Origin of the sequence: Clostridium tunisiense TJ, assembly GCF_000300195.1 — a bacterium.
Lineage (GTDB): Bacteria > Bacillota > Clostridia > Clostridiales > Clostridiaceae > Clostridium_J > Clostridium_J tunisiense.
The window spans coordinates 259,999-285,262 of record NZ_AMQH01000011.1 but is presented as its reverse complement, the minus strand read 5'-3'; the positions used below and the strand labels follow the sequence as shown (position 1 = coordinate 285,262).

Below are 25,264 nucleotides of genomic sequence, written 5' to 3'. Positions count from 1 at the left end.
TATAGGGTTAGACTATTTATTTATTATATTTTAATTAAGTTTTCAACTCTTATGATCCTACTTTAAAGTTTGAAATTTATAATAATGGAGATAAAAGCCTACATAAACCTTCTTTAATTTTAGCAATACGTCCTCTTGAGGCATAAGTTTCTTTTGTAACTAATTTGCTTTCAGCCATATCCTTTTCAAAAATATCATTACACTTATTTGAGAACTCAGTGTTATAAATAAAAGTGTTAATTTCAAAGTTAGAAGAAAAACTTCTAACATCCATATTTGCAGTTCCAATGGAGGTAACTTCTCCATCTATTACAATCATTTTTGAATGAATAAACCCTTGATATAAATATACCTTAATGCCATAAGGTAAAACATCATTTATATACGAAGTTGTGGCATGATTAACTATGATATGATCTGCAATGGAAGGTAACATTATTCTAACATCAACTCCAGATAAGGCAGCAATTTGGAGAGCCTCAAGGAAGGGCTCATCTGGAATGAAATAAGGGGTTTGGATAAATATTTTTTCCTTTGCAGAAGTAATCATTTTTATGTATCCTCGTTTAATTTGTTCTCCGCTAACATCAGGTCCGCTAGAAAGTACTTGTAATCCAATATTTCCTTGTGATTGGAATGGAGGGAAGAATTTACTCAAAGTAGCTGCAGCTATATCTTTCATAGTGTTTGAAGCATAACACCAATCCATTAGAAATCTCTCTTGAAGAGCATACACAGAAGTACCTGTAATTCTTAAGTGAGTATCTCTCCAAGGGGTAAGCTTCTTATGAAGACCTAAATACTCATCACCAATGTTCATTCCACCTATATATCCAATCTTTCCATCAATAATAACAATTTTACGATGGTTTCTATAATTCACACGGGTATAAGTTCCAAGACTAAGAGGGAAAAATCTACAAACATTTCCTCCAGCCTTTATTAGATTCCTAAACATTTTTTGAGGAGTAAGAATACTTCCCACATGATCATAAAGAAGACGTACTTCCACACCTTCTTTAGCTTTTTTTGTAAGGAGGTTTACAACTTCACTGCCAATTTCATCATTATTAATAATGTAGTAGAGCATATGTATGGTGTCATTAGCATTTTCAATATCTTTAAGCAAAGAGTTGAATTTATCTGTGCATTTAGTAAATATATCAATATTATTATCTTGATAATAAACACTATTACCAGCGTTATAATTCATTGATATAAGACCTTGGTATTTGTGTGTATTTTCATCTATATAAGAAGCAGTATCCTCATTGAAAAGTAAATTTTTCTTTTGAAGTCTTTCGCTATAGAGAATATCAAATTCCCTTTTTAATTTAAATAACTTTTTCTGATTGGGTCTTAAATTCCTTCCTAAAAAAGGATAAAGGATAAAACCAACTACAGGAAGAAAAGTCATTATAAGAATCCAAGTAAATGCAATGGATTGCTTTTTTCTTTCAACAAATAAGATTGTAAGTATAGTTATAAAGTTTAGTAAGTATATAGCACCAAGAATCCAGGACATTATTTTTACACCTCGAATATTTAATGATTTTACTCTTTAATAAAGCTGTTTATTATGATATATTAATATAATACTTATTTACCGGCTAGTCGGTACGATAATGGTATCAAATTAAAAAAATGGTGTCAAGGAAGCTTGGCCTCATAAAACCAGCGCTATTTCCTGGTAATTATCGCAAAGGATTGGTGAGAAACATAAGGAAAAATATAGATTGATAGGCGGAGTAGACAAAATATAGGCTATGAAGGTGAAAATGTATTTTATGAAACACTAGAAAGCTTTAAGGGAACCAAGATGAGAAGCAGGAATAAGAAAGTCTTTATTTTTGCTGACTGTATGAAGCGTAAAAATGAAGATGTATTAAAAGGAACAAAAAAGTGTAGGGGGAAATATCCATGAGTGAGTTAATTCAAAAAGGTATAAGTAAAGGAAGCAGTGTAGGAAAGCTATTAAAGGCAACTTTTACTGCCACTATTTTTTTATCAGTGATAGTTACAGCTGTTGAGGGTTCAATATTAGCGCTTTTATTAAAAGCCATTACTGGTTCAAAAAACTTTTTAATGATAGCAACAGTTTGTGTTATATCAAATATAGTTTTAGCATTACTTTTATTAGTTATATTTATGGCAGTAATTAAAAAAGCTTCTAGCAATTTTACTAATGTTGCTCATGCTATAAACTCTGGAGATTTATCTATGGATATTGAAAAGAAGGATTTCAAAGCTTTAGGCAAGATTGCAGATCACATGAACTCATTAACTTCAGAAATGAGAAAAATAATACAAGGAAGCTTTGAGCTTACAAAAGCCATGGTTAGCTCCTCTTTAAATATGTCTGAAAAAGTAAGACAAGCCACAGCAACAATATCTGAAATAACTAACACAATTGATGAAATTGCTAAAGGTGTAACTAATCAAGTGGCAGAAACACAAAAAAGTGTAGATAAGATTGAGGCATTGTCTCAACATATAGATGCTGTTAGTAACAGTTATCACGATATGATGACTGAGGCTAGCAGTGTAAGTAGCTTAAATAAAGAAGGACTTGAAACTGTTAAAAGTCTAAGAATTGAATCTGATAATTACAATATATCTTCAGAGAAGATATTTGAGGCTATAGAAAATCTTACTGTTACGTTAAATAATATAAGTTTGTTCGTAGATTCAATACAAAGTATTGCAGACCAAACAAATCTTCTAGCTCTTAACGCTGCCATTGAAGCTGCTAGAGCTGGAGAGTCAGGTAGAGGCTTTGCAGTAGTTGCAGAAGAAGTTAGAAAACTAGCAGAGGAAAGTAAAAAATCAACTGAACAAATTAAAAATACAATGAAAAATATTCAAAAGGATTCTCAACAGGCAATTAATGCTATGAGGTCTATGAAGAATGTTTCTAGTGAGCAACTCGAAGCCGTTGATCAGACTGAGAGTTCCTTTAATAAAATAGCTAAGTCTATTGAATCAATTATACAAAAAATCAATGACACAAACGAAGCAATAAACCACATGGAAAATCTAAAAGAGGATGCTATTTCTGCTATTGAAAACAGTACAAGAGTTTCAGAGCAAACAGCAGCAGCTAGTGAGGAATTAGCTGCAAGTGCAGATTCTCAGTTAGAAATTTTTAAAGAAATGTCAAATTCAGCGGAAGAATTAAATACTTTAGCTAATAATATGGATGAAGGACTTAAAAAATATAAGCTGTAAGGAATGTGGAAGAGGTTTGCGGAGTTAAATTAATTTGCACAATCACAGAAATAAAACTTACTTGAAAATACGTTGTAAATCTGTAGTAAGGAAATACCATTTAGAAGGAGAAATTTAATGAAAATACAAAAAAATTCTAAAAAACCTTTGATTTATTATTATATTGTGGTAATAGTCATTATGATGCTTGCAAATACCTTATTACTACCTATGATATTGCAAAAGGAAATTAGCAAAGTTGATTATGGTACGTTTTTAAAGCAAATTGAGAGTGGGCAGGTTAGAAAAGTTGAAATACAAGAAAACCAAATAGGCTTTAGCGCTGTTAATGAAGAGGGAAAAGAAGGTCTTTATATAACAGGTCGTTTAGAAGACCCTGATTTAGTTAAACGTCTTTATAGTGCTAATGTAAGCTTTGAAAGAGTTATACCAAAGGAAACTTCGCCACTTGTTAGTTTCCTATTATCATGGATTCTTCCAATGGTGATCTTCACAATCCTTGGACAGAGGCTTGTAGGAAAAATACAAGGTAAGATGGGTGGCATGGGAAATGCAATGACCTTTGGGAAGAGTAATGTGAAAGTATATGTGGAAGCACAAACTGGGAAGACTTTTGCCGATGTAGCAGGACAAGATGAAGCTAAGGAAGCTTTACAAGAAATTGTAGATTTCCTACACAATCCTCAAAAATATAAGGAAATTGGAGCAAAGGTTCCAAAGGGAGCACTATTAGTAGGTCCTCCAGGAACAGGTAAGACCCTTCTTGCAAAGGCAGTAGCAGGAGAATCAAAAGTACCCTTCTTTTCAATTTCAGGTTCAGAATTTGTAGAGATGTTTGTTGGGATGGGTGCTGCTAGAGTGAGAGATTTATTTAAACAAGCACAGGAAAAGTCACCTTGTATTGTGTTCATCGATGAAATAGATACTATAGGTAAAAGTAGAAATTCAGCAGGTCCAGGTGGTAATGATGAAAGAGAACAAACATTAAACCAACTTTTAACTGAGATGGATGGCTTCGATGCAGATAAAGGGGTAGTAATTTTAGCAGCTACAAATAGACCTGAAACCCTTGATAAAGCATTATTAAGACCAGGGAGATTTGATAGAAGAGTTCCTGTAGAGTTACCTGATTTAAGAGGCCGTGAAGACATATTAAAAGTACATGGAAAAAATGTTAAATTAGGCGATGATATAGATTTCAATGGCATTGCAAGAGCTACTTCAGGAGCTTCAGGAGCAGATTTAGCTAACATCATCAATGAAGGAGCACTTCGTGCAGTAAAGTTTGGACGTAAATATATAATTCAAAGTGATTTAGAAGAAGCAGTAGAAGTTGTAATTGCTGGATACCAAAGAAAAAATGCAGTGATTTCCATGAAGGATAAATTAACTATTGCTTATCATGAAATCGGTCATGCGCTTGTTGCAGCAAAGCAAAACCACTCTGCACCAGTACACAAGATAACTATAATACCTAGAACTTCTGGTGCATTAGGCTACACCATGCAGGTGGAAGAAGGTGAAAAGGTTCTAATGACAAAAGAGCAAGCATTAGATAAGATAGCTACCTATATGGGCGGGCGTGCTGCGGAGGAAATTGTGTTTAATAGCATAACTTCCGGAGCTTCTAATGACATTGAGCAAGCCACAAAGATTGGTAGAGCTATGGTTACTAGATTTGGTATGAGTGAAAAGTTTGATATGATGGCTCTAGAAACTGTAAACAATCAATATTTAGGTGGAGATGCTTCATTAATAGTATCGGCTGAAACCGCAGCTAAGATTGATGAGGAAGTCCTTCAAATTATTAAAACTTGCCATAAAAGGGCTCTTGATATATTAGAAGAAAACAAAGAAAAGCTTCATGAATTGGCAAAATATCTCCTAGAAAAAGAGACTATTACAGGAGAAGAATTCATGGCCATCTTATCCTAACAAGTAAAGGACATATGATAAGAAAGTTGTTAAGGTTATAATAAAGCTATTTAGAGAAGAACAAAACTCCTAGGTTAATAATGAGATACCTAGGAGTTTTGTTATCTATATTAAAAATTTCAAAAAGTTTTTAGCTAACCCAAGAAAAAGAAAGAATCCGCATACATCTGTTGCAGTTGTTAGGAATATGGAGGATGCTAGTGCAGGGTCTATACCTAACATTTTTAAAACAAGAGGAATTAAAAAACCAAAGAAGCCCGCTATAACTAAATTTCCAATCATAGCAATAAAAATAATAAGGGCAAGATATGGATTTCCATACTTTAAATATAATATAAATCCAGTCACTAAACCTGTAGCTGCTCCATTTATCATACCGAGAAAAACCTCTTTAAAGATGAGCTTCCAATTACTTTTTAAATCAACTTCACCTAGGGCAATACTTCTAATAACTACAGATAAGGATTGAGTGCCTGCGTTTCCGCCCATTCCTGCAACAATAGGCATAGCAGCGGCTAGTGCTACCACCTGAGCTATAACATCTTCAAATAAGCCTACTGTAAAAGAAGCTAAAAATGCTGTAATTAAGTTTATAAATAACCAAGGAAGTCTTTTTCTTACAGAGGTTAAAAGAGTGCTATCTACTCTTTCCTCTTTACTAACACCACTTAAATGAAGCATGTCTTCTGTCTGTTCTTCAACGATAACATCAATAATGTCATCTACAGTAATAATTCCTAAGAGACTTTTTCTGTGATTTACAACAGGAATTGCCTTTAGATCATATTTTGAAACTAGCAAAGCAACGTGTTCTTGATCTATGTCAGGATATACATAAATAATATTTTCTCTCATTATCTCTTCAAGTAGTTTATCTTCAGGAGAAATTAATATATCTCTTAAATCAACAGTTCCAACTAGCTCTTTTTTTTGATTTGTTATAAAAATTGTTTCGATTATTTCTGTTTTAGGACCTATATTTTTAATTTTACTTAAAGCCTCTGAGGTGGTTAAATCTCTTCGAAGGGATATATATTCTGTTGTCATAATACCACCAGCACTATCTTCAGCATAACCTAGTAATTCCTCTAGCTTTATAGTATCACTTTTTTTCATGATTTTAAGCAAAGCTTTTCTCATTTTTATTGGTAGACCCCCAAGAATATCGGCAACATCATCCTTTGACATAAATGAGAAAATATTTACTATTGATTGAAAATCAATAAGTTTAATTAACCTTACTTGAAGTTCTATAGTTGATTGCTCAAAAAACTTAGCCATAAGCTGGCTGTTTACTAAAGAATTAAACTTCACTAAGTTTTCATCATCTAATTCCTCTAAAAGAATAGCAACATCGATAGGATGAGCGTCATAGAGAAACTCTGATAGAAGCTCATATTTATCCTTTGATAAAACATGGATTAAAGTTTCTACTTTATTCATTTTTAATCACCGCCTCTTAAATATACATTTAGATAATCTAAATATAAGAATTCTGTACTGTAATAAATTCCCTAACACCTTCACCTTGTGGTTTAGGAAAAGGAGAATTTAAGAGTTAAAATAAAAACTTCATTGCAATGGAAGCCTTTATTTTACGGCCAGTATAAGGGGAATCTCATAGTTAAGAATAAATGAGGACAGCAATTATATGATTAATAGAAACAATTTAGTTAGGTGGCTTCAAGATGTAAAAAAGAACAGAGCTTGCCTTCAAATGAAAAGTACTATTTAACCATATAAAATTGTCCGTTCCATCCAAACTACTACCGGCTGAGTCCATTCTTTTTCACCTCCGAAAATTCAAAATAAAAAACCTCCGTAAACTTGAAGATAACGAAGGTATTTGCTCAATACTTTCTCGTTCAAGTTTTAGCTCTGCAAGGCAATGTAATTGCATTAGATTAAGCCTTCTTTGTTCGGCAAAACCTGCTAACCAGTTAAGAATGTTTCCATTCTTTTACGGCAGCAATCCGTATCCTTGTAGTAACCTCACCTACCGAGATTATTTAATTATATATAAAATAATAAATCTAATAGTATAATATGTCAAGGTCTAGAGTCTGGTGTAAGGTTATTACTTTAGGTAGAGAATAGTTTAGTGATTATAATTATTCTACTAATATCATATATTTTATAATCGAAACTATATAGGATATAAATAAATTTAAGAAAGTACTGTTATATAGATTAAACATATGATATATATGTTAATAGCGATTAAAGTTATTAGTGGTATCTTTATAATATTTTAGTATTATAAGGGAATCTTTAGGGGGGAATAAATTGAACATGATATTTAAGGGTTTGATAATAGGAATGATTGTTTCCTTTCCTATAGGACCACTTGGAATTATAGCCATTCAAAGAACTATAAATAATGGCTGGAAAAGCGGTTTTTTTTCTGGAGTTGGAGCAGCAGCATCTGATGTAGTGTATTCCTTATGTGCAGTATTTGGTATTAGCTTTATCGATGATATTATACATAAACACAAATACTTAATTAATAATGCAATAGGAGCATTATTTTTAGTCCTTGGATTAAATATTTTTATGAATGCACTTAAGGACAAGGCTATAGTAGATGAGAAAAGAAAATTCATTATACATCCAGGGATTTCTAACTTTTTACTGGGACTTTCAAATCCAATGACATTTCTAGTTTTCCTTACAATTTTTACGAAAATTGGGTTAAAAATAAACACTTTAGAAGTAGGAAAAAATATGTTATTTGTATTATCTATATTCATTGGTTCTACAATCCTATGGATATCAGTGTCAAAATTAATTGATAGTTCAAAAAGAAATTTTAAGATAGAGATATTTTGTATAATAAATAAAATTATTGGAGCCTCTATAGCAATGTTTGGCATGTGCAGTTTGTTTAGAGGAATAATGAAATTTTAGATACTTTTTAGAAGAATACACACAGGTTGATTAGATACAATTTTCTGACTTTATAAACTAGTTTATTTAGACAGATTTTGATTTTTGTGGTATTATTAAATATCATTAAATTTTATTTAGTATTATTAAATAGCAAATGTGGAGGCAATTGTGGTGGAAAATAATTGCAAGGATATAGCTCAAAGAGAAATTGACTTGTTACTTGAAAATTGCTTGGAATTACTTAAGGCTGGGGATAAAAGTGCAATAAGCCTTATTAAAAAAGCAGAAAAACTATCAAGAAAATTAAATTATGAAAAGGGAATTGCCTTAAGCTTCATTGCATTAGCTAGATATTACGGATCTCATAGTAAGTATGCTCAGGCACTAGACTTAGCTAACAGAGGAAATGAGATGGCTATTAGTTCAGGTGATTCAGATGTACAAATGAAGGCTTGCTATGTGTTAGGATACTTATACACTAACTTGGGTAATCTTGAATATGGTTTGCGCTATTATTTAAGAGGAATAGAATTGATTAAAGAAAATAAGTTACAAATAGATCCAACTTTTTTGAATAATATCGGAGTAGTATACTATGATTCTGGGCAATTTGATGATGCTTTAGAATTCTTCCAGGAAGCTTTAAAAGTTGCTGAAGACACTAGGCATAAAATTGAGAGCCTAGTTCTTTCAAATATTGCAGACGTGTATCTTATAAAGAAAAACACCCAGCTTGCGCTAGAATATAATAAACGTGCAATAGAAGTTTTTCAGAATAACAATTCTGAAGGATATTATCTTGGGCAGTGTTATAGTATTTATGGATTAATTTACAAAGAATTAGGACAGTGGGAACAAGCTTTGGAAAGTTTTGAAAAGGCACTTGCCATATATAAGGAAAGTAATCAACAGTATCTAGAGGCAGAGATGCTTTATAATATTGGAAGCCTTTATTTAATACAAGAAAAGGTTGAAGAAGGCATTGATTATTTACTTAGGGCAAGGAATATAGCATCTAAAATAAAAACCAATGGAATTTTAAAAGATATCTATATGACTTTAGCAGAGACCTATGAAAAGAAAAAGGACTATAAATTAGCCTTTAATTATCTTAAATCTTATCATCATTTGAATGAGAAAATAAAAACTACAGAATTAAATGATAAACTTGCTCAACACATGACTGAGTTTAAGGTTGAAAAGGCTCAAAAGGATGCAGAAATTCAAAGATTAAAAACTGAAGAGTTGAAAAGAAAGGCTGAGGAAACTACATTAAAGGCTAATGCTCTTGCTGCATCCTATGAAGATATTAAAATTATTGGTGAAATTGGCCAAAAAATAACTGCCACATTAGATATTAAAAAAGTTCTTAACATGGTTTATAAAAATATAAATAAGCTCATGGCTGCAGATGTTTTTGGCATTTGTTTATACAATAATGAGCAAGCACGTATCGACTTTAAGATCCTTATAGAACAGGGGAAACGGTTACCTCTGTACCACATTATGCTTGATAATGAAAAAAGTTATGCAGCAAAATGCATACGAGAAAAGAAAGAAATTTGTATTAACGACATGATTCTGGATAATAAACAACAGCTTAGAGTTGGAGCTACTGAGAATAAGTTCAAATGTAAGTCTATAATCTATTATCCACTGATTACTGAGAACAAAATAGTTGGTGCTATGACAGTACAAAGCTATAAGTCTAATGCCTACTCTGATAGAACAATAGGAATGATTAAAGCTTTAGCTTCTTATATTGCCATTGCCTTAAATAACTCTCAAAAGTCTGAGGAACTTAAGGTTAAAACAAATGAACTAGAAGCCATTTCTAAAACTGATGTACTGACTGGTATTTATAATAGACGTTATATTATGAGTAAAATTCAAGAGGAAGCTGCTGCTTATGAAGATGTTAAAAGAAGCTTTTCTATTGTTATCATAGATATTGACTATTTTAAAAGCATCAACGATAAGTATGGACACAATTGTGGGGATCATATTCTTGTAAAGCTATCAAAAATATTAAAGGCTAATATAAGAAAGCAAGATGTTTTATCAAGATGGGGAGGGGAGGAGTTTCTTATGCTCTTACCTGACACAGATGAGGAGGAAGCAGTTTTACTTTGTGAACGTATTAGAGAGAAAATAGAGGGTAGTAACTTTAATTATGATAAAAAAAGAATTAAACTTACTGTTACCTTTGGAGTTTCAGAGTATAATGAGAACCTAGGTGTGGATTTCACAATCAACGATGCAGATAAGGCTCTTTATGAAGGTAAAAATAAAGGGAGAAATTGTGTAGTGAGCCGTTAAAACCTAGGCTTTACTGCAATTTTCTCTATAGAAGATAAAATATAGAATAAAAGTTTAGAACTATTACTATAAACATAAAGGTATTACAACATAGATTTAACCCCCTACTTCTAGAAAACAAAAGAAGTAGGGGGTTATTATTTATGACTACATATTAGGTTTACCACCTATTTTTAGCAGTTCTTCCTTAGTTGCAGCCGCATTATTTTCATCAACTAACACATTTAGATAGTCTCCAGAGCGAAGTGTTGTATTACCATTTGGAATAAGTTCTTTAGCTCCTCTTTGAACACAAACAAGTAAACAATGATTTGGTAATTTAATTTTCTTAATTTCTTTTCCATCTATTTCAGAATCTAAGCAAACTGGGACTTCCAATATAACTTTATTATTACTGTGTTCACCAAATTCGTAAGTACCATTGTTTTTAAAAAGTCTTTCTAGTAAAGATTCATATATAGGCTCAGACTTTAATAAATCTGCGGTGGCGTAAGCTACTAGAGAAATAAGACTTAAAGAAAGTAAGTGAGAAAATGATCCAGTCATTTCTGTAATTAAAATACTACCTGTAATAGGAGCTCTAACAATAGCCGTAAAATACCCTGCCATAGCTAGAATTATAAAGTTGTTAATATATCGAGGATTAAAATTGAAAAAGTCCACTAATATATTTCCATAAATTGCACCAGTTAATGCTCCTAACACTAATAAAGGAAAAAATATTCCTCCAGGTGCTCCTGAACCGTAACTTATCATAGAAAAAATAAATTTAACTATAAGAATTACAAAAAGGATTTTGAGAGTAAAACTACCTTCAATCATTGCTTCTATCAATGAGTGACCTCCTCCTAGGACTTGAGGAAGAATTAGGCTTAATACTCCAGCAATTAAAAATGGAATCATAGGTCTAAATTTCACTGAAAGCCACTTTTGCTTACCATAAATATCTTGAGTTTTCAAAAGGCACTTATTATATAGGGCACCGAAGATACCCACAATAATTCCTAATATTATAATGTAACCATAACTTTCAAGAGGCAGAGCTACTACATTTTCGAAATTAAAAACAGGTTTAAGACCAAAAAAATGTTTTGAAATAAAATCTGCGGTTAGTGAGGCAGACATTGCTGATAATAAGATGAGAGGAGAAAAATGTTTGTGGACTTCTTCAAGAGCAAACATTACTCCTGCTAAAGGTGCATTAAAGGCAGCAGCTAGTCCAGCGGAAGCCCCACTAGTAATTAAGTATTTTTCTTCAATTTGTATTCTTTTAAAAATTCTACTAACACCTTGTCCCATTGCAGCTCCAAGCTGTATAGAAGGGCCTTCTCTACCTAGGGATAAACCAGCTCCTATAGAAATGACCCCACCAATAAATTTTTTTATTATTACAGATAACCAATTCATATTAATCTTTCTAAGAAGTACCCCTTCCACCTGAGGAATTCCACTTCCACTGATTAAAGGCTCCGTCTTTATTAACAAGCCAACAATATATGCTGAAATTATTAAAAATAAAAACCATAGAGGCATAAGTTTATACTTTGAAATATCAAGGTTTAAGATAAAGTGTCTTAGTTCTTCGGCTTTTTCTAGAACAATCCTATAGAGTACTATTAGGAACCCAGAAAAAATACCTACAACAATTCCTTGTAATAAAAGCTTAAGTCTAAAGTTATGCCAATGTGATAATGCAGTATGGGTTTGATTCTTATTACTATTATCCATTACGCATCCCCCTTTTAAATATTGTATACATGTTTATTATATGCCTATTAGCTTAATTATTCAAATATACAAATGGGATGGGCAAAAATAATAAAGGTTCACTATTATAAAGTGTTTTCAGCTAAAATCTTCTTAAAGTTAATAGTAAACATAGTTACGGTGTCGAAAATACAATGTTTTAACACTTAATATGTTAGTTACAAAGCTAATATGTCATTCGCAAAACATATTGTTAAAAATATACAAGTTCCATTATAGAAATTCAACTTATTCATCTTCATAAACCCTTAAGGGGTTATTGATATAGGTTTCCAAGATGAAAATGTATTTCATTCACCAGTGTGGAAATTTTTTTAGTGCTGCATATTATAGGAAGTGAGGAGTTTCATAAAGTTCTATAAATTTATATGTTACAGTATCCTTTTAGGTACTATGATACAAAATAGTGCGTACTTGTGTCATAGAAACTATTTCTCTATAATAGTATAATTAGATATACCAAATTAGGAGGTATTTTATGGATTCGATATTAAAAAGAAGAAGTATAAGAAAATATAAAGACATAAAAGTAAGTAATGAAATTGTAGAAGACCTATTAAAAGCGGCTATGGCCGCGCCTTCAGCAGGAAATGAGCAGCCTTGGGAGTTTGTAGTATTAAAAGACAAGGAAATAATGAAGAACATAACTGAAATACATCCTTACTCTAAAATGCTATTAAAATCTGATGTTGCAATTGTAGTTTGTGGAGATGAGAAAAAAGAGGTATTCAAAGGATACTGGGTACAAGATTGTTCTGCTGCCACTGAAAACATATTACTAGCAGCACAGGATATGGGACTTGGCGCTGTTTGGCTAGGAGTTTATCCAATAGCTGATAGAGTAGAGAAAATACAAGAGATTCTAGGATTACCTAGTAGTGTGGTTCCTTTATCAATAGTGCCAGTTGGGTACCCAGATGAGGAGAAAACACCAGGAGATAGATTTGATAAAACAAGAATACATTATAATGGATGGTAGAGATAAAGTCATAAGAGGATAAAAACAAGAATAGACTAATGTTTACAAGGAGAATTTTATGATGATATTTAAGAAACTTACCATTAAAGATAAGCCAATATTGGATAGGTATTTGCAAAATTATAACTTTATCACTAGCGAGTATTCCTTTACTACCTTGCTGGTGTGGAGAGAAGCCTGTGATGTGCAATATGCCATACACAAAGGTATTCTAATAATAAAGAAAAAAGACTTTAAGGATAATTATTACTTTATGCAACCAATTGGATATAGTAAAAAGAATTTAAAAGAGTTAATTCATGAACTAAAAGAATATAAAAAAGAAAATAATATGAAATATCTATTTAAAGATGTGGAGGATTCTTTCCTTGAGGATCTTAAGGACATATATGGGGAAGATGCTCACATTGAAGAAGATGTAGATAATTTTGATTATATATATCTAAAGGAAAAGCTAGCAACTCTGTCGGGAAAGAAACTTCATGGGAAGAAAAATCACTATAATTACTTTGTAAAAAACTATAACTACGAAGTAAAGGACTTTTCAGAGCCGGGAGTAATGGAAGATTGCATTAAGTTAGCGCATCAATGGCACAAGGAAAACTTTACTGGGGATAAATTTTTAACCTATGAGTTAAAAGGAATTGAAGAAGTTTTATACAATGCTGATAAATTAAATCTAAAGGGTATGGCAGTTTATGTTGATGATATAATTTCAACCTTTACTGTGGGAGAAGTTGTTAATAAGGATATGGCAATAGTCCACTTTGAAAAAGGAAGAAAAGATATCAATGGAATATATGCTTTTACAAATAAGACCTTTGTTGAAAAGTATTTGAATGAAGTGGGGTATATAAATAGAGAGCAGGACTTAGGTATTGAAGGATTAAGAAAAGCTAAAAGGTCCTACTATCCTGTAAAACTTGAAAAAAAATATTGTATAAATTTATAAAGTTATTTAAGTCATCACCATCTGCTAATGGAGGGTTATGACTTTTTCTTTTAATTTTAAAATAGAAAGTAAAAATATTATTTAATATAAGTTAAATAATGGCTGTGAAATAGCTTTGCTGGTGAAGAAAATTCAGTATATAGAAATATTTTTGAAAATTTCTTTAGTTGTGTAGAATTAGGTGATATAATTTTACTTGAGTATTTATGAGGTTTTAAGTGTTAAATTACATATCTATTTAGATACTTAATATCATTGAAAAGAAATGTATACAAGTAGAGAATAGTTAGATGCACTATAGTTATTTATGAAAATAGAAAGTATTGATAATGAATAATGAAACATTCATTATTCAACTATAAAGAATGTTTTGGTAGCACACTGCTTAAAATTGGAAGGACGGCGATAATATGAATTTAAAAAAGGTCTTTAAATCTTACTCAGGGCTTCCTAGAGGAATTTATATTTTATTTTTTGTGAGAGTAATAAACAGTATGGGAAGTTTTGTTTTCCCACTTTTAACTCTGTTTTTAACTGACAAGCTAGCCCTTAGTGCTAAAGAAGCAGGATTATTCGTTTCACTCTCCGCTCTTTCTTATATTCCGGGTGGATTACTAGGTGGAAAACTTTCAGATATAATTGGAAGAAAAAAAGTTATGATTATTTTTCAAAGTATAGCCGCACTTCTATTTCTTCCTTGTGCCTTCCTTGGAAAATCAATGACAATTCCTTGGCTTTTAATTCTCGCAGGAGTATCAACTGGAGCAGTTCAGCCAGCCAATAGTGCAATGGTAGCTGATTTGACGGATTCAAGTAATAGAAAAACTGCCTTTTCACTTTTATACCTTGGTATAAATATCGGATTTTCTATTGGACCAATTTTAGCAGGATTCTTATATAAAAACTATTTTGCCTTAACCTTTATAGGGAATGCAGTGGCAATTTGTATAAATATAATTTTAGTAACTATATTTGTTGAGGAAACTAAACCTTCTACTGAGGAGCAACTGGAAATAGCTGAGGAAGAAAGGGCTGAAGAAGGTAGTATTTTTTCAGTACTTATGAAAAAGCCTGTGGTGTTAGCTTTTGCATTATTATCCTCTGTGTATTCTTTTGCTTATTCCCAAGGAAACTTTGGTACACCTCTTCAGTTTACAGAGGTTTTTGGTGATAGAGCCCCAGAACTTATGGGAGGAATATATTTTACTAATGGCATTATAGTGGTAACTATGACCACATTAATAGTGCATTTAACTAAAAAGAATAAACCTCTATTTAACATAGCAGTGTCAGGAGTATTTTTTGCTGTTGGCTTTGGAATGAACTTTTTTATTAAAGCTTATCCCTTATACATAATTGCAACTATAATTTGGACTATTGGAGAAATCTTAAATGCCACAAATTCAGGAGTATATATAGCAGACCATGCGCCAAGCTCCCATAGAGGAAGATTTAACTCAGTATTAAATATAATTACAGGTGGAGGATCTGCTATAGGACCAGTAATAATGGGTGGATATATTGAAAGAGTTGGAGTGGTATATGTTTGGCCTTTAGTGTTTTCTATCACCATGTTATCTGCAACATTGATTTATATTTTATATTTAAGAGAAGAAAAGAAACATAGAGCAAATATCACTGTATAAAAGATATACCATGCAATATAGCTAAATATATAATAGTGCTAAAGAAAGAAATTAATCATTTTCCAACAAAGAAAATCTTCATTTTATCTACATATGACAAAGGTATAATAAAGAAAAAAGAGGATATGAAAGGAGAATGAAATATGAAATGTCATGGAGATAACAATGGAGGAAATGGTAAAAAACATAGTCCAATTAAACATATGCTTATGATGGCATTATGCTGTGGACTTCCTATTCTCATTGTAGGTATACTTCCGCTTTTAAACATTGGAGGAGGGGCTAAAACTTTATTAGCAACTATTACTCCATTTATTTGTCCTATAATGATGCTATTTATGATTCCTATGATGTTCAAGGGTATGAAGAATGGTGATTGTTGTAGTGATAAGAAAGATCAAAGTAAAGTAAATGAGGTGCTATAGACTACTTTATATGCTTTACTAGGCATCTATGAAGATAATAAGTCCATGCAATAATACTATGAAATATAACCAATGAACATAAAAATTTTATAATAGAAATAAGTTATCCACTTAGATTTAATTAGTTTGAAACTACCTAATTAAACTTAAGTGGATTTTTGATTTTATCAGGTTATAAAAGTAAAATTCCACCTTAAAGTTTATACTATTAAAGTGGAGCTTTTATATAAGCCTAAACAGCGACTAACTGTTCATAGTTTACAACTTTATTTTTCTTTTCCTTAGCTTTGTATAAGGCACAGTCTGCTAGGTTAACAAATTCTTCTGCATCTATTTTCTTAGTTGTAGAACATATTCCTATACTTACTGTTATAGTTAAGGAAGCATCATCAATCTTGAAAGCGTGTGTTGAGATGTTTTCTCTAATTCTTTCAGCAATTATTGTAGCCTTATTAATATCTGTGCTTGGCAATAAAATTGTAAATTCCTCACCACCCCAACGGGCAACTATATCATTTCCTCTAACGCTAGAGTTAAGAATCTCTGCTGTAATCTTTAATATCTTATCTCCATTAACATGTCCAAAAGTGTCATTAATATGTTTAAAGTTATCTATATCAATCATCAGAAGAGTTAATGGTTCCGGTACAGTTGATATTCTATCCATTATGCAGTCAAGTTTTAAGTAGAAAAAAACTCTATTTTTAAGACCCGTTAGAGAATCCTTGTAAAAGTCTATATAAAAACCTTTAACTAAACTACCAAACTTCAAGCCAACAACTATAAAAATAACCATAAGTGCTAACCAAGTAAATTTAGCTATATTCCTTGGAATATAAAAGGTGATAAAATATCCAACTATAGCAAAGAACAATCCAAAAGTTGCAAAGATTAAAGGAGCATATTGAACATATTTAGTATTCCTCATATTTTAATTCCTCTCTAGTAAGATTAACTTTTATAATTTGAAATTATAGTTTATTAAAGAACTCAAGTTTTTAAATTCCTTGAAGTTTATAACTAGCTTAAATTCATATTACTTATTTCGACAAATTTTTCAATTTCTTAATAGTTTTTTTAATATTATAGTTTAGAACTTTATGGTAATAAGAAAAATAATTGTATTACAAAGTAGCAATTAGGAAAAGAGGTATATTATTACCATAGGGTGTATGTAATAATATTCAATTTATGCTACAATTTAACTAAGGGTAAGTAAAGCTACTAACATGCAATATACTTTAAGAAGGTGAAATTTTGAACATTGAAAGAATGATTGAAAATCTAGCGAAAAACTTAGCAAAAACGGTGCTAAATAAAAAAGAAAAAAGCAACGAAAAAATAAACTTAAACCAGCTTGGCTCAACGGATATTCTACAAATTATGTTAAATCGTCTTGTACATGAGGGTAACTATAATAAGGCAGAGAATATACTTTTCGAAGAAATAAATAAAAAAGATTCAGAAGTAATTTATAAAATTGCAATGGAGTTTTATAATTCCTTGCTAGAAAAGAGCGATAAGGAACTGCAAGAAGGAAATTTCACAAGAGCAGAGATTTATCAAGGTTTAGAAGATGTAAGGAGCATATTTGAAAAATAAAGTTTATGCTTTAAGTATTATAATGGAGGTAAGTGATATGGAACTTATAAAATGTACTATGGATGATTTGTCAGTACTTGCAAAGTTAAATAGGGAATTATATGAGGATGAAAAGAATGATAATATACCAGAAGTTGAAGTTTTAGAAGAAAGATTAAAGTATGCTATGGAACAAGGTGCAGTAGCATTTTTATTTCTAGAGGATAAAGAGGTTGCTGGTTATGCTCTAGTACGAACTCAAACCACTCCTTATTATTTATCACATTTTTTTATTTGTAAAAATGTAAGAAGAAAACATCTGGGTACAATTGCATTTAACCAACTTATGAAAGAGCTAGAAACTGATTCTATAGATTTAGATGTTTTCTGCTGGAATCAAAGGGGACAAGAGTTCTGGAAGAGTCTTGGGTTCAAAGAAAGATGTATAATTATGAGAAAATCTAATTAGAAATTTAGAACACAAGTAATTCTGTGCATTTTTGATATAAGATTCAGTTTGTAAAATTAAAATATCTAGATTGGTACGAATAAGAAAGAGGGGTTATAGCATGGACTTTAAATTTGTTCCAATGAATTTAGAATATGCATATGAAATCATTGACAATTGGAAGTATGGCGATGAATACCATATATATGATTATGTAAATGAAAAGGAACTTTTACTTAATGAGGAAAGTTGGGGATTGGGAAAATTTGCAGTATTAGATGAAGAAAATCATCTTGTTGGCGAGTTTACTGTTGAATTCTTTCAAGAAGATGGTGAAGAGCTAGAGGATGAGGGTTACGTTAGTCATGAAGTGGTTAAAAATAGTTCGCAAAATTGTTATGAAATGTGGGTAGGTTGGGGTTTAAAACCAGAATTATGTGGAAAGGGACTTGGAGTGAGTTTTGTTTCACAATGCATTGATTTTGCTGTAAGAGAGTATAACTACAAAGGACAATATGTTAGATGTGGAGTTGCAGCTTTCAATAAAAGAGCTATTAAAGTCTATGAGAAATGTAATTTTGAAATATTTTATACCTGTGAAGGTGAAATAGCAGGTGAGAAATTAACCTTTTTAAGAATGAGAAAGAAAATTAGCTAAAATTAAAGTAAGAATTAGTTTAAACACTGTAATATTCAGCAATGAATTTTATGGTGTTTTGTTTTGGAATATAGATGGAATATGGGCTTAAATCATTGATAGAAGCCATCAGTAAATATTTTTTCTGATATAACGATAATGACAAAAAACAATGAACATTGTAAAAATTAATAAGTTACATAGAATAAAATGTAAATTATGATATAATTTAACTACATGTTGTATGGAAGAGGTGAAATATATGGGACTAATTAAATTTGATTTCAATGAATTTCCAAATCTAGAGAGTAAAAGATTTATTTTAAGGGAAGTGCAGGAAAAAGACTATTTAGCAATATATGAAATATATTCAGATGATGATACAGTAAAATATCAACAAATGGGAGTTATGCAAACAATGGAGCAAGCTCAAAAATCTGTACAAGCCTTTTTGAGAGGATTTGAAAATAAAAAATTTATTAGATGGTGCATTGCTACAAGGGACCAGGATAATGTTGTAGGCCTAATTACGTTACATAGTTTTAATGAGTGTAATTCTCAAGGAGAAATAGGCTTTATGATTAACAAAGCATACTGGAGCCAAAACATTATGGGGGAAGTAGGAGAAGAAGTTCTTAAATTTGCCTTTCAAGTTATGGATTTAAATAGAATTGAAGCATCAGTACATCCAGAGAATATTGCTTCAATAAAGTTGTGTGAGAAGTTAGGCTTTAAACAAGAAGGAATGAAAAAGGAAGCTGCTTATAACACGAGAACTAATGAATACGAGGATAGGGTAATACTAGGCACAACTAAAAATAATAGTAAATACAAGTGTTTCGAAGAATAAACCTTAAATGCAATAATTAAGGATATTCTTAGTTAAATAAGAATACTGCACATTAATGGGGGATATAATATGGTGAAATTATTAAGTCCTAAGATTGTAGAGTTATACAACAAACTTAGCTGTGGTACTTTGGTCATAGAAGAGTTTTAGAATTTTGAGAGAATGATACTCACATATGACTTCATTAAAGTTAAATGTCCATTGAAAGCAATGCTGAAAATGAATTTGTTTAATGTTTAGTAAGAGAAGGTAAGCATTAAATAATTTTATTGAGGGAGGCAAATATGGAGAAGAAAGTGAAGCTAATTATAACAGATTTAGATCAAACATTATTAAAAGGAGATAAAAGTATATCTCAGTATACTTTAGATATAATTAAAAAATGTAAAGAGCAAGGGATTAACATTGCAATTGCAACAGCACGTTCAGAAAGAGCGGCAAAAAGATATATAGATTTAATTAAACCTGATATTGTGATTTCAAATGGAGGAGCACTAGCAAAGCATAATGGGGAAGTAATTTATAGGTCTATGCTATCACCTTTAGTATCGGAGGCATTAATAAAAGATTGTGTACTGCATACAGACATTGGAGAAGTAACTGTAGAAACGGAAATGGGCTATTTCTCCAATAGCCCAAACTTATTAAAAAATGGTGTGGATTACGATCATGCTATATATAATACTTATGAAGAATCACTAGATTGTGAAACCTTTAAAATAACAGTTGAAGCTTTCAATAATAAGGCAGCCCTTGAGTTAGCAACTAAGTATTCTGAGTGCAGTTTTCTTGCTTATAGTGGGGAACCATGGTGTAGATTTGCCCACAAAAATGCTACTAAAGACTATGCCATAATTAAGCTAGCAGAACATTTAAATACTGATTTAAGCCAGGTTGCAGCTTTTGGAGATGATTATAACGACATAGATATGCTGAAAACTTGTGGCTACGGAGTTGCAGTTTCAAATGCAATTGAAGAAGTGCGACAGGTTGCTACCCACATTACTTATAGCAATGAAGAAGATGGAGTGGCAAGGTTTATACAGGAGAACTTTTTGCTTTAGGCATCTAAAAGTAAATAACAAGTCAAAGATGTGAAGGATATTTTGAGTTAGATAAGGAACCTATTGACGTAGTATAACTCAAAATAGGCGAGAATACTGAATTATTTATTTTTTGAAGATGCCTTAATTATCGCTAATAGTAGCCCAGGTTTTATGTAAAAGCTAATTAGCAAAAAAGTCAGTAGCAATAATTTTAAAAGAGTATTACAAAGTATTGTATGGTTTAAAAGGGGGAAGTAAAAATGATTGAAACAATAAATGAAATTAAAACTAATAGACTAATTTTAAGAGAAGTCAATGAAAATGATGTAGAAGGAATCTACAAAGTATTTAGTGACCCAGAGGTTGCAAAATATGATTGGTTTAGCCCTATAGAATCTGAAGAGGATGCAGTGAAATTTATAAAAAGATATAAAGAAGAATTTGAAGCTGGAGAAGAGATAACTTGGGGAATAGAGTTAAAAGATACAAAGGAGCTAGTAGGCATATGTTGTTTAGGTGATTTTGATGATGGAGCTCGTAGGGCTGAAATTGGATATGACTTAGCTCAAGATCAATGGAATAAAGGATATGCCACAGAAGCTGTTGGGGCAGTAGTTAAATTCGGACTAAGTGAAATGAATTTAAATCGAATTGAAGCTTTTATTACACCAGGAAATGATGCCTCAGTAAAGGTACTTGAGAAATTAAATTTCACAAAAGAAGGTGTTGTAAGAGAAAGAGATTTAATTAAAGGTAAGCTTGAAGATGGAATTATAATGGCTATACTTCAAAAGGATATTGTGTAAGGAGAATGTAATTATGCATAAGCTTATAAACGCCTTTCCACTATATAATTTTTTAAAGTACTGTAACTCAAGTCCTCATGAAAAAATAGTTCTTGATTGTGGTGCTGGTGGAAGTAATCCGCCCTTATCACTTTTTTATGAGTTTAATTATAAAACTTATGGTATTGAAGTGTCCCATTCACAGCTGAAAAAGGCTGAAGTTTTTTGTAAGACTAATAAAATAGATTTAAATATTATAAAGGGAGATATGACAAAAATTCCTTTCGAAGCTGAGTTTTTTAGCTTTTTATTCTCCTATAATACTTCTGTTCACATGAGTAAAGACGAATTTAGTATTGCTTTAGAAGAGTTTTTAAGAGTGCTAAAACCTGGTGGGTTGTGCTATGTGAACTTTTTAAGTGAGGAATGTGACTCTTTTGGTAAGGGAGTTGAAATCAGACAGGGGGAATTTATGCACAATGAAGAAGGTGAAGAGGTTTTATATAGTCATTATAAAGAAGCTGAAGTCGAACAATACCTTACTGGATTTAACATTATTTATAAGGAAAAGAGATTAGTAAAAAGAGTTATAGAGGACATTGAATACACATCGGGTTATATAGATTATATACTGAAGAAAAAGTAGTAATAGTATCAAAATATAGTAACTTAAAGTTAAATTTCTTTAACAACATTTTGAAAGCTTCAAGTCTATCATCCTCTTTAAGTGGTAGGTGATCAGCCTAGGTAAGTTGCTGTGGTGTAACAAATTCCATTTATTTGGGATAAATTGGCTTCAAAAGTAGCTCTTCAAAATGAACTTGTTTACTATTTAATGAAAGCTATTAAGTTTCTGTGTTATATAAAAATATAATTGAATTAATTATGGAGAAAATTATGGAGAAAATTATGAGATATATAAGTTTTGAGAAGCTTAGTGAAGCATATTACCAATTAGAGGAAGAAGAAAAATACGAAGAAGCCTTATTAATATTACAACAGGGATTAGAAAGTCTACCAAGGGAAGAAATAGAAAAAAATCTTTATACAATTATGTTTGATAAGTGTTGGTTTGCTTATAGCAGTAAAAAATATGATATAACTATTGAAACACTTAAATATATGATTGAGAAAAAATTCCTATGTCCATTATACTGGTTTGAAGCTTTAAAGGATTATGAGGAATATAAAGAGTTAAAGAAAAACAATGATTTATTACTAATTGAAGCACAAAAACAAGCTAAATTTAAGTATGAGGTCCATACTCCAGAAGGCTATCCAGAAGAAAAGAAGTATCCACTATTCTTTAATCTACATGGGGATGGTGACAATTTAGAATACCATAAGAAGTATTGGAAACCAAATTATCTTCTAGGTAAAGGCTATATTGTAGTTTATATTCAATCATCTCAAATATTAAGACATAATAGTTATGGTTGGATTAAGAACAATGCAATACTTGAAAATGATTCAAGGGATGATGAAACAAGTATAAAGAAAACCTATGATAACTTATATGAAGAGCTTAAAGCTTGTTATGACTTAGTGTCCAAGCAGTATTCTGTGGATGAAACCCAAGTTATAATTGGTGGATTTTCAGGGGGAGCTATTGCAGCTGTAGACATTACCCTAACTAATGTAATTCCTATAAATGGAGTTGTAGCTTTATGTTGCTCACTAAAAACAAATAGGTTCTCTGAGGAAAATATCAATGCTTCTATCAAAAGAGGAGTAAGATGGGTACTGCTGGAAGGGGAGAAAGATCTTCCAGTTGAAAATCTAGAAGATATGGTGAATAGATTTAACAAGTTGAAAGTTCCCTATGAATATTATATTAATAGTGGAATAGGTCATTGGTATCCAGAGGATTTAGATTTAAAGCTGGATAGGGCTTTAAGTTTTATTAAGGAGTAAGAATATGAATAAAAAGGTGAAGTTAATTATAACAGACTTAGATCAAACCTTGCTAAAAGGGGATAAAAGTATATCTGATTTTACTTTAGAAACCCTAAAAAAGTGTAAAGAACAAGGAATTAGTATTGCAATTGCAACTGCACGTTCAGATAGGGCTGCCAAAAGATACATAGATATAATAAAACCTGATATTGTTATAACAAATGGAGGTGCACTGGCAAGGCATAATGAAGATATAATTTACAAATCCATGTTGTCACCTTCAACCTCTGATGAGCTAATAAAAGAATGTGTACAGCATGCAGATTTTGAATATGTATCTGTGGTAACAGAAATGGGCAATTACTCCAACAGTAGAGAGTTATTAGAAAGTGATGGAAGCTATAATGATGTTGCATACAATAACTTTGAGATATCACTAAATTGTCCAACCTTTAAAATTACAGTAGAAGCTTATAATAAGAAATCTGCTCTAGAATTAGCTGCTAAGTATTCTGAGTGTAGCTTTCTTACTTATACTGGTGAAAATTTGTGTAGGTTTGCTCATAAAGATGCTACTAAAGACTATGCCATAATTAAGCTAGCAGAACATCTAAATATTGATTTAAGTCAGATTGCAGCTTTTGGTGATGATCATAACGACATAGGAATGATAAAAACTTGTGGCTATGGAGTAGCCGTTTTAAATGCAATTGAAGAAGTGCGACAAGTTGCTACCCATATTACTTATAGTAACGAAGAAGATGGAGTAGCAAGATTTATACAGGAGAACTTTTTACTCTAGATAGTGTATTTGGAGATTATAAAGTTTCATAAATTATCTTGAAGATAATGAAAACATTTAAAGAACTAGATGTCCTTTTGCATCCTATTATCAAGGGGATAGGGTGTAATAGCTAGGTATTTAGAGTTGAAAGTGGACAAGATTTTAAATTTTATTAAGGGGTATAAAAGATGTTTAAATTAATAGATGTGGGAGAGAAAAAATTAGAATGTTTAATCACTGGTAGTGGAAAAAGGAATGTTGTTATTATGCCAGGAATGGGAGGAAGCATTTATCACTGGTTAAGTATTATAGAAGAAATATCACAACATGCAAAAATTATTGCAATTCACAGATCAGGAGTTGGAAATAGCCAAATTGGCGATGAAGGAAGTAGTACGCTTATAGCCTCTAAAGATTTATATAACTTACTACTCACACTTGGAATCAAAGAAAAGGTTATATTAGTAGGTCATTCTTATGGTGGTTTGTGTGTTCAGCATTTTGCAAGGTTGTATCCAGATTATGTAGAAAGTATATTGCTAGTAGAATCTGCATCAATGAATAGAGGGAATCAGTTTGATGAATTGGATACTCCCATATCCAATGAAACTACCTCAGATGAAGTGTATATTGATTTATGGAAAAAGTACTCTAAGTATACTCGAGATCAATTGATGAAAGAGATAAAGCCGGAACTATCTTCGAATCAGCTTAGTCTTCCTATAGAGATTCAAAAGGAAATTTTGGAATTTTATGTAAGACCTGAAATATATAAAGCACAACTTTCGGAAATACTTGACTTAAAATATAATGTAGCAAATATAAAGATGGCTGGAGCTTTTCCAAAATGTCCGTTAATAGTGTTAGTTGAAGATCCGCAATACTCTGTCAGTGAAATGGTAGCTGAAGGAATACCAAAAGTAGAAGCAGTAAAAATTGAGAGACTTTCACAAAATTTGTCTCATGGATTAAAGGAATTATCCGATAAATGTGACTTTAGAATAGTTAAAGACAGTAATCACTGTATAAATGAAACTAGACCAGATGAGGTAATTAAAGCTATAAAAGAGTTAGTGTATATGTAGTTGATAAGAATT

Annotated in this window: 22 protein-coding genes and 1 riboswitch; of the genes, 18 read left to right on the top strand and 4 right to left on the bottom strand. The window is 31.4% G+C overall.

Annotated elements, in window-relative coordinates; all coding sequences use genetic code 11:
- Positions 1-76: 76 nt before the first annotated feature.
- Positions 77-1,525: a cardiolipin synthase gene (gene cls / locus C661_RS0111420; protein WP_017415452.1), complete on the bottom strand. Its 1,449-nt coding sequence runs from the start codon at positions 1,523-1,525 to the stop codon at positions 77-79.
- A 395-nt stretch (positions 1,526-1,920) separates the two neighbouring features.
- Between cls and C661_RS0111410 the strand changes: the two genes are divergently transcribed.
- Together C661_RS0111410 and ftsH are read left to right on the top strand one after the other, a co-directional pair.
- On the top strand, positions 1,921-3,228 hold the full coding sequence (locus tag C661_RS0111410) for a methyl-accepting chemotaxis protein (RefSeq protein WP_017415450.1): 1,308 nt from the start codon (positions 1,921-1,923) through the stop codon (positions 3,226-3,228).
- Between the two features lie 117 nt (positions 3,229-3,345).
- A complete protein-coding gene (gene ftsH, locus C661_RS0111405) occupies positions 3,346-5,163 on the top strand; it encodes an ATP-dependent zinc metalloprotease FtsH (protein WP_017415449.1) in 1,818 nt (605 codons plus the stop codon).
- A gap of 105 nt (positions 5,164-5,268) precedes the next feature.
- Here ftsH and mgtE read toward each other — a convergent pair whose 3' ends face one another.
- On the bottom strand, positions 5,269-6,606 hold the full coding sequence (gene mgtE, locus C661_RS0111400; RefSeq protein WP_017415448.1) for a magnesium transporter: 1,338 nt from the start codon (positions 6,604-6,606) through the stop codon (positions 5,269-5,271).
- A 406-nt stretch (positions 6,607-7,012) separates the two neighbouring features.
- A riboswitch (M-box (ykoK) riboswitch) is annotated at positions 7,013-7,174 on the bottom strand.
- 281 nt (positions 7,175-7,455) lie between these two features.
- Between mgtE and C661_RS0111395 the strand changes: the two genes are divergently transcribed.
- Together C661_RS0111395 and C661_RS0111390 are read left to right on the top strand one after the other, a co-directional pair.
- Positions 7,456-8,070 carry a LysE family translocator gene (locus tag C661_RS0111395; protein WP_242825996.1) on the top strand — a complete coding sequence of 205 codons (615 nt, stop codon included), beginning with the start codon at positions 7,456-7,458 and terminating at the stop codon, positions 8,068-8,070.
- 153 nt (positions 8,071-8,223) lie between these two features.
- Positions 8,224-10,371, top strand: coding sequence for a sensor domain-containing diguanylate cyclase (locus C661_RS0111390; RefSeq protein WP_017415446.1), 2,148 nt, complete (start codon positions 8,224-8,226; stop codon positions 10,369-10,371).
- A gap of 147 nt (positions 10,372-10,518) precedes the next feature.
- Here C661_RS0111390 and C661_RS0111385 read toward each other — a convergent pair whose 3' ends face one another.
- Positions 10,519-12,099 carry a ClC family H(+)/Cl(-) exchange transporter gene (locus C661_RS0111385; protein WP_017415445.1) on the bottom strand — a complete coding sequence of 527 codons (1,581 nt, stop codon included), beginning with the start codon at positions 12,097-12,099 and terminating at the stop codon, positions 10,519-10,521.
- Between the two features lie 517 nt (positions 12,100-12,616).
- Here C661_RS0111385 and C661_RS0111380 point away from each other — a divergent pair.
- The 4 genes from C661_RS0111380 to C661_RS0111365 all read left to right on the top strand — a co-directional run bounded on the left by C661_RS0111380 (position 12,617) and on the right by C661_RS0111365 (position 16,140).
- Positions 12,617-13,117: a nitroreductase family protein gene (locus tag C661_RS0111380; RefSeq protein WP_017415444.1), complete on the top strand. Its 501-nt coding sequence runs from the start codon at positions 12,617-12,619 to the stop codon at positions 13,115-13,117.
- A gap of 58 nt (positions 13,118-13,175) precedes the next feature.
- On the top strand, positions 13,176-14,069 hold the full coding sequence (locus tag C661_RS0111375; protein ID WP_026051030.1) for a DUF2156 domain-containing protein: 894 nt from the start codon (positions 13,176-13,178) through the stop codon (positions 14,067-14,069).
- A 410-nt stretch (positions 14,070-14,479) separates the two neighbouring features.
- The gene (locus C661_RS0111370; protein WP_017415442.1) at positions 14,480-15,715 is read left to right on the top strand and encodes an MDR family MFS transporter; all 1,236 of its coding nucleotides are present in this window, start codon (positions 14,480-14,482) and stop codon (positions 15,713-15,715) included.
- A gap of 143 nt (positions 15,716-15,858) precedes the next feature.
- Positions 15,859-16,140, top strand: a complete 282-nt coding sequence (locus C661_RS0111365) for a hypothetical protein (protein WP_017415441.1) — start codon at positions 15,859-15,861, stop codon at positions 16,138-16,140.
- 232 nt (positions 16,141-16,372) lie between these two features.
- Here the strand turns inward: C661_RS0111365 and C661_RS0111360 are convergent, their stop codons facing one another.
- Positions 16,373-17,068, bottom strand: a complete 696-nt coding sequence (locus tag C661_RS0111360; protein ID WP_017415440.1) for a GGDEF domain-containing protein — start codon at positions 17,066-17,068, stop codon at positions 16,373-16,375.
- 329 nt (positions 17,069-17,397) lie between these two features.
- Here C661_RS0111360 and C661_RS0111355 point away from each other — a divergent pair, with 329 nt between their 5' ends.
- The 10 genes from C661_RS0111355 to C661_RS0111305 all read left to right on the top strand — a co-directional run bounded on the left by C661_RS0111355 (position 17,398) and on the right by C661_RS0111305 (position 25,252).
- Complete coding sequence (locus tag C661_RS0111355; protein ID WP_017415439.1) at positions 17,398-17,742, top strand: DUF6483 family protein; 345 nt, start codon at positions 17,398-17,400, stop codon at positions 17,740-17,742.
- A 37-nt stretch (positions 17,743-17,779) separates the two neighbouring features.
- The gene (locus C661_RS0111350; protein WP_157785688.1) at positions 17,780-18,190 is read left to right on the top strand and encodes a GNAT family N-acetyltransferase; all 411 of its coding nucleotides are present in this window, start codon (positions 17,780-17,782) and stop codon (positions 18,188-18,190) included.
- Between the two features lie 100 nt (positions 18,191-18,290).
- On the top strand, positions 18,291-18,827 hold the full coding sequence (locus C661_RS0111345) for a GNAT family N-acetyltransferase (RefSeq protein WP_017415437.1): 537 nt from the start codon (positions 18,291-18,293) through the stop codon (positions 18,825-18,827).
- A 241-nt stretch (positions 18,828-19,068) separates the two neighbouring features.
- Positions 19,069-19,656, top strand: coding sequence for a GNAT family N-acetyltransferase (locus C661_RS0111340; RefSeq protein WP_017415436.1), 588 nt, complete (start codon positions 19,069-19,071; stop codon positions 19,654-19,656).
- A 284-nt stretch (positions 19,657-19,940) separates the two neighbouring features.
- A complete protein-coding gene (locus C661_RS0111330) occupies positions 19,941-20,720 on the top strand; it encodes a Cof-type HAD-IIB family hydrolase (RefSeq protein ID WP_017415435.1) in 780 nt (259 codons plus the stop codon).
- Positions 20,721-20,962: 242 nt separating this feature from the next.
- Complete coding sequence (locus tag C661_RS0111325; protein ID WP_017415434.1) at positions 20,963-21,508, top strand: GNAT family N-acetyltransferase; 546 nt, start codon at positions 20,963-20,965, stop codon at positions 21,506-21,508.
- 13 nt (positions 21,509-21,521) lie between these two features.
- A complete protein-coding gene (locus C661_RS0111320; RefSeq protein ID WP_017415433.1) occupies positions 21,522-22,133 on the top strand; it encodes a class I SAM-dependent methyltransferase in 612 nt (203 codons plus the stop codon).
- A gap of 251 nt (positions 22,134-22,384) precedes the next feature.
- On the top strand, positions 22,385-23,401 hold the full coding sequence (locus C661_RS0111315; RefSeq protein ID WP_017415432.1) for an alpha/beta hydrolase: 1,017 nt from the start codon (positions 22,385-22,387) through the stop codon (positions 23,399-23,401).
- Positions 23,402-23,405: 4 nt separating this feature from the next.
- On the top strand, positions 23,406-24,185 hold the full coding sequence (locus tag C661_RS0111310; RefSeq protein WP_017415431.1) for a Cof-type HAD-IIB family hydrolase: 780 nt from the start codon (positions 23,406-23,408) through the stop codon (positions 24,183-24,185).
- Positions 24,186-24,355: 170 nt separating this feature from the next.
- A complete protein-coding gene (locus C661_RS0111305; RefSeq protein WP_017415430.1) occupies positions 24,356-25,252 on the top strand; it encodes an alpha/beta fold hydrolase in 897 nt (298 codons plus the stop codon).
- Positions 25,253-25,264 lie beyond the last annotated feature (12 nt).

Bases quoted from the DNA above. Each gene is read 5' to 3' on its own strand.
- C661_RS0111340 (WP_017415436.1), top strand. From the start codon at position 19,069: ATGGGACTAATTAAATTTGATTTCAATGAATTTCCAAATCTAGAGAGT.
- C661_RS0111385 (WP_017415445.1), bottom strand. From the start codon at position 12,099: ATGGATAATAGTAATAAGAATCAAACCCATACTGCATTATCACATTGG.
- C661_RS0111350 (WP_157785688.1), top strand. From the start codon at position 17,780: ATGGAACTTATAAAATGTACTATGGATGATTTGTCAGTACTTGCAAAG.
- C661_RS0111330 (WP_017415435.1), top strand. From the start codon at position 19,941: ATGGAGAAGAAAGTGAAGCTAATTATAACAGATTTAGATCAAACATTA.
- cls (WP_017415452.1), bottom strand. From the start codon at position 1,525: ATGTCCTGGATTCTTGGTGCTATATACTTACTAAACTTTATAACTATA.
- C661_RS0111315 (WP_017415432.1), top strand. From the start codon at position 22,385: ATGGAGAAAATTATGAGATATATAAGTTTTGAGAAGCTTAGTGAAGCA.
- C661_RS0111305 (WP_017415430.1), top strand. From the start codon at position 24,356: ATGTTTAAATTAATAGATGTGGGAGAGAAAAAATTAGAATGTTTAATC.
- C661_RS0111320 (WP_017415433.1), top strand. From the start codon at position 21,522: ATGCATAAGCTTATAAACGCCTTTCCACTATATAATTTTTTAAAGTAC.
- C661_RS0111325 (WP_017415434.1), top strand. From the start codon at position 20,963: ATGATTGAAACAATAAATGAAATTAAAACTAATAGACTAATTTTAAGA.
- C661_RS0111380 (WP_017415444.1), top strand. From the start codon at position 12,617: ATGGATTCGATATTAAAAAGAAGAAGTATAAGAAAATATAAAGACATA.
- C661_RS0111345 (WP_017415437.1), top strand. From the start codon at position 18,291: ATGGACTTTAAATTTGTTCCAATGAATTTAGAATATGCATATGAAATC.
- C661_RS0111370 (WP_017415442.1), top strand. From the start codon at position 14,480: ATGAATTTAAAAAAGGTCTTTAAATCTTACTCAGGGCTTCCTAGAGGA.
- C661_RS0111375 (WP_026051030.1), top strand. From the start codon at position 13,176: ATGATGATATTTAAGAAACTTACCATTAAAGATAAGCCAATATTGGAT.
- mgtE (WP_017415448.1), bottom strand. From the start codon at position 6,606: ATGAATAAAGTAGAAACTTTAATCCATGTTTTATCAAAGGATAAATAT.
- ftsH (WP_017415449.1), top strand. From the start codon at position 3,346: ATGAAAATACAAAAAAATTCTAAAAAACCTTTGATTTATTATTATATT.
- C661_RS0111410 (WP_017415450.1), top strand. From the start codon at position 1,921: ATGAGTGAGTTAATTCAAAAAGGTATAAGTAAAGGAAGCAGTGTAGGA.
- C661_RS0111395 (WP_242825996.1), top strand. From the start codon at position 7,456: ATGATATTTAAGGGTTTGATAATAGGAATGATTGTTTCCTTTCCTATA.
- C661_RS0111360 (WP_017415440.1), bottom strand. From the start codon at position 17,068: ATGAGGAATACTAAATATGTTCAATATGCTCCTTTAATCTTTGCAACT.
- C661_RS0111310 (WP_017415431.1), top strand. From the start codon at position 23,406: ATGAATAAAAAGGTGAAGTTAATTATAACAGACTTAGATCAAACCTTG.
- C661_RS0111365 (WP_017415441.1), top strand. From the start codon at position 15,859: ATGAAATGTCATGGAGATAACAATGGAGGAAATGGTAAAAAACATAGT.